Origin of the sequence: Aestuariivita sp., from assembly GCF_049276915.1 — a bacterium.
GTDB lineage: Bacteria > Pseudomonadota > Alphaproteobacteria > Rhodobacterales > Rhodobacteraceae > Aestuariivita.
This window is the reverse complement of the sequence record NZ_JBASXK010000155.1, coordinates 1-4,001: the sequence shown is the minus strand read 5'-3', so window position 1 is coordinate 4,001 and position 4,001 is coordinate 1. Positions and strand designations below refer to the sequence as shown.

The 4,001-nt window shown below is 64.5% G+C and carries 4 protein-coding genes; all 4 read right to left on the bottom strand.

Features of this window, described 5'->3' with window-relative positions:
• A partial coding sequence (locus tag WAO69_RS16415; RefSeq protein WP_422181107.1) for an MmgE/PrpD family protein occupies window positions 1-1,026 on the bottom strand: 1,026 nt, incomplete at its 3' end.
• Window positions 1,023-1,766 (bottom strand): maleate cis-trans isomerase family protein, encoded by a 744-nt coding sequence (locus WAO69_RS16410; protein WP_422181104.1) that lies wholly within the window; start codon window positions 1,764-1,766, stop codon window positions 1,023-1,025. The genes WAO69_RS16415 and WAO69_RS16410, both read right to left, overlap by 4 nt.
• Window positions 1,763-2,845 carry a pyridoxal phosphate-dependent aminotransferase gene (locus WAO69_RS16405; protein WP_422181102.1) on the bottom strand — a complete coding sequence of 361 codons (1,083 nt, stop codon included), beginning with the start codon at window positions 2,843-2,845 and terminating at the stop codon, window positions 1,763-1,765. Before WAO69_RS16405 ends, WAO69_RS16410 begins: the two co-directional genes overlap by 4 nt.
• On the bottom strand, window positions 2,842-4,001 hold a 1,160-nt coding region (locus tag WAO69_RS16400), incomplete at its 5' end, for a hydantoinase B/oxoprolinase family protein (protein WP_422181100.1). The genes WAO69_RS16405 and WAO69_RS16400, both read right to left, overlap by 4 nt.

The following is a 4,001-nucleotide window of genomic DNA, read 5'->3' as shown; positions in this document are numbered from 1 at the left end:
CACCTTCGGGTCGTTCAGGGCTGTGCCGGAAATATGCCCCGGCCCGATCCGGCCATGCACCAGCATCACGGCCAGCGCGAAGGGCAGGGAATACTGGGCCTGCGATGTGGTTGCGGGCATACCCGGGAACAGCGCCGCGGCCTCGGAAAATGTGTTCACCTCGATCCGGGTCACGTCGCCTGCGGAGAAACCGTGATCGCGCATCAGACCGGACAAGGCATCAAGCGCCGCATGCGCCCAGCGGCAGATCGGATAGGGCTTGATGTAGTTGTGCTCGACGGTCCAGAGCTTGCCCAGATCGGACCAGCAATCTTCCACATCATCCGCCTCGACAGTGATAGCAGGCGCACCGGTAAATCCGTCCATCGCCAGCAACGCCGCCATCGCCCCCACCAGCGCGCCCATGCCCGACCCGTCATGCAACATGGTCGGGTTGGCGATCTCGCGCATCATCTGGCTGCGCGGGCCGTGGTACTCGGCGATCCCGAGCGCATGGCGCAACCTGTCGGGGCGCGCCCCCATCAAACGGCAACCCAACGCCGCCACGCCTAGCGCGTTCCATGCCCCGGATGTGTGATAGTCGCTAACTGTTGCATGCAAGGCAAAGGCTGCTCGGGCAGCGACCTCATAGGACATGACGAGCGCAGAGAGCGCATCGCGCGCGGAAAGCTCTGGTCGGGCTTCGGCGAAGGCAAACAGTGCGGGCACCACAGCGCAGCCAATATGACCCTTGGTCGGATTGAGGCCATCGTGAGCGTCGAGATTGTCGATCTGGGTCGCAGCGGCAAAGGCGGCCCCGGGGATCGAAGCGCGCCGGCCGTCGAACATCATATACGCCGCGTGTTCCGGCGCACCTGCGCCGTGAAAGGCAAAGGCATGATCGTATGCGATCCGACCGGCCTCCATCCCCGCAGCCCCTGCCGCCACGCCGACGGTGTCGATCAGCAGCGTCGCGGCCATGTCGAGCGCGCTTTGCGGCATGCCTTGGCCCGCAAGCACGAATTCGGCGATCCGATCGAAGTTCATAGCCGTTCCCTTTGCAGTAGCTGGCCATATCCCGGCAGGGCCTCGCCGATACCGGCTAGCTGCATGGCTTGGTAAGCCATCGCTTGATTTGACGTGATGACTGGTTTGCCCACAGCCTGTTCCAGACGGGCAATGATTTCGACACTGCGCATGTCGGTGCAGGACAGCACAATCGCCCTGGCCTCGGGATGGTCGGCGGCAAGGCCCAGATCGAATACCGCCTGCGGATCCAGCTCGCCCTGGCCGTAATTGTCCAGATCATCACCCACCTCTGAGCGGATCAAGGTTTCAACACCCGTCTTCGCTAAAAATTCGACGGCCAAGTCGTTGATCGCAGATACGTAAGGCGAGGCAAAACCGATGCGGGTCACGCCCAGAGTTTGCAGCGCATGCACCAGTGCCCCGGCTGCCGTTACGGTTTCGGCCCCACTATCGGTCTTGATCCGTTCGGCAAGCGCACGGTCGAAGGCCGGGCCATGGGTCAGCGTAGCCGAGGTGCAGCCATAGAGGATCACATCCGGGCGCACGCCCTGCAACAGGTGCAGGGGCTCATCCAGATCAGCCGCGCCCAGCCCGTGCATCTGGTCCGCATCCGGGATCTCGTCCTGATCATATCCCCCCATGCGGGCAATATGCATCGACACGCCGTCAGGGCGCAAAAGCGCCATGTCAGGTTCGAGATTGGTGTTGGTGAAGGGCACCAGAATGCCGAAGCGGGCCCGCCCGCGCGATTGTGTCATGTCTTTTCCCCCTCTGCCCAGCGTTCCAAAACCCCGGCGGCGATGTCGACATCTTCAGCGACGCCGATGGTGGCGCGCAGGCAATCGGCCAGCCCGACCCCGCCCTGCGGACGCAGAAACACGCCCTCGGCGCGGAGCGCCTCATCGGCGCGGCGCGCGTCGTCAGGGCTTTCCATTCGGATCAGCACGAAATTGGAGAAGCTTTCGGGCACGTCATACCCCGCCTTCGACAGCCGCGCGCGCAAACCGTCGCGCAAAGCGGCCGTCTGTCGGCAGGTCTCAACCATATAGTCCTGATCCGCGAGCGCCGCCGTGGCCGCCAATTGGCCGGCGACAGCGATGTTGTTGGGATTCATCACCTTGCGAAGCTCCCGGGCGATCTCGGGCGGGAATAGGCCCCAACCCACCCGCATTCCGGCCAGCCCATAGGCCTTCGAGAAGGTCCGCAGAACCACCGTGTCGCCACGCCCGACCAGATCGAACATGGCCTCGCCCAGATGATCGGCAAACTCACCATAAGCCTCGTCGATGACCAGCAGGGTATCGTCGGGCAACCCCTCGCGCAGCCGGACAAGTTCGTGGCGCGGGATACGGGTGCCGGTCGGATTGCCGGGGTTGGCGACGAAAACGATGCGCGTGTCGGGCTGGACGGCGGCAAGCATTGCATCGACGCATACATGCCTGTCACGTTCCGCTGCCAGGTCGAAGCGGGCCCGCGCCATTTGTGCGGCGGTACGGAAGAACGGGTAGGCATGCGCCGGGGCCAAGACCGCGTTTCGCTCGTCGGCAAAGGCTTGCGCGAGGCAGGCGATCAGTTCCATCGACCCGTTGCCGCAGAGGATGCCTTCGGCAGGGATACCGTGCAGCCCGGACAGCGCGGCGCGAAGCGCGCTCCAGTCCGGATCGGGATAGAGATGCCCGGCGTCCCCCGCCCTTGCGGCGGCCTCGATCGCCCGGCGGCTGGGTGGACGCAGGCTTTCGTTCTGAGACAGCGAAATCAGGCGCTTTCCCGCAGGTGCCTTCAACTGGGCCAGCGCGTAGGGCGACATCGCTGCGATATGTCTTGCTGGTCTGATCACGGCTCGAGCCCATAGATGTCATGCGCGGCTTGCCTGCTGATCAGCCCCTCGTCCAGATCGCGCCGGATGTCGTCAGGGTCGCGCTCCCGTGGCGGACCGAACCCCCCGCCGCCCGGGGTTTCGAAAATCAGCGTTTCACCGGCCTTCACGCGAACCTCACCTTTGCCGGGCAGGTCCGGGCCATCACGGCTGATGCGAATACGCCCCGGCGCAGCGGCCTGTCCTCCGAAACGCCCATTTGCCGGGTTCAGGACCCGCTCGACCGAAAGGAACAGCATGAAATCCGCGTTGTCGGAGGATCGCATTTCGATGACCTGACCCAGCCCGCCGCGTGTGCGCCCGGGCCCGCCGCTGTCCGGCCTGAGTTCACGCCGGGTAATCAGAACCGGCGCGACCGCTTCGGTGGTTTCCACCTGACTGCCCCAGACGCCCGACGGAAAGGCGGTTGCTGACAACCCGTCCAGGCCCGGCCGCGCCCCGGTTCCGCCGCTGAACACCAGTTCCAGCGCGAACTGTTCGTCCCCCCGCGACACCGCCTCGGGGGTGTGGCGCAGCGGCAGGTCATACATGCATGACGCGCCCTCGGCGGGCACCCGATCGGGCAGGGCCTGCGACAGGCAGCCATAGACCAGATCGGGCGTCATCTGCCCCAGCGTATGACGCATGGCCACCGGTGCGGGAGGCTGGGCGTTCAGGATGCAGTTCTTCGGCCCGGTGACGTGAAACGGCGCCAGCGAGCCCGCGTTGTTGGGAATGTCGGGCCCGATGATGCAACGCAGGGCAAACACCGAATAGGCTGTGGCATAGTTCAGCGGCACGTTGATACCCTTGTTCGACAGGCCCGACGTGCCGGTGAAATCCAATGCAACGCGATCCTCGGCAATGGTCAGGGCGGCGTGCAGATCGATCTCCTGCTCATAGCCATCCACCTTCAAGACATTGCGCCACGTCCCCTTGGGCAACTCCGCGATGGCCTCGATCGTACCGCGATAGGACGTGTCGATGATGTAGTCCGCCAGATCGTCCAGGTGGTCGATGCCGAACTCCTCCATCATGCCAGAAAGCCGCTCGGCCCCGGTCTCGCAACAGGCGATCAGCGCATAGATGTCGCCCTCGTTGGAAATGGGTTCGCGCGAATTGGCCTTGACGATATCCA